Source organism: Pseudomonas sp. Ma2-10 (genome assembly GCF_054330215.1).
This window is the reverse complement of sequence record NZ_JBTEYL010000079.1, coordinates 1-633: the sequence shown is the minus strand read 5'-3', so window position 1 is coordinate 633 and position 633 is coordinate 1. Positions and strand designations below refer to the sequence as shown.

General features: G+C 54.2%; 1 protein-coding gene. It reads left to right on the top strand.

All coding sequences use genetic code 11. The annotated features are described in order from the left end of the window. On the top strand, window positions 1–620 hold a 620-nt coding region (locus ACXPVS_RS27375; RefSeq protein WP_458512657.1), incomplete at its 5' end, for an IS3 family transposase. Between the last annotated feature and the right edge of the window lie 13 nt (window positions 621–633).

Genomic DNA, 633 nt, shown 5'->3' with positions numbered 1-633 from the left:
TGTACCTGCGCAACGTGAAGGGCTATCGCTGGAACCACAAGCGTGTGTACCGGATTTACCGCGAACTGGAACTGAATCTGCGGATCAAACCGCGCAAACGTATCGTGCGCGAGAAGCCTGAGCCGCTGGCTGTTCCTGAGACCACCAACCAATGCTGGTCGATGGACTTCATGCACGATCAACTAGCAGATGGGCGCAGCTTTCGGGTTTTCAATCTCATTGACGACTTCAACCGCGAAGCCCTGAGTATGGAAATTGATTTGTCGCTGCCGGCTGAACGTGTGGTGCGTGCGCTGGATCGGGTCATTGAATGGCGTGGAAAACCGCAGGCTATACGAAGCGATAACGGCCCCGAATTTATCAGCGCAAAGCTCGCTGCATGGGCCGAAAAACGGGGTATCCGACTGGACTTTATTCAGCCGGGCAACCCTCAGCAGAATGCCTACGTCGAGCGCTACAACCGAACGGTACGCTATGACTGGCTGGGACATTACCTGTTTGAGTCGATAACTGAAGTTCAGGACTACGGCACGAACTGGATCTGGACATACAATCACGAGCGCCCGAATATGGCACTCGGAGGCATCACCCCTAAACAGAAGTTGGCCCTGGTGGCCTGATATCTATTTCTGG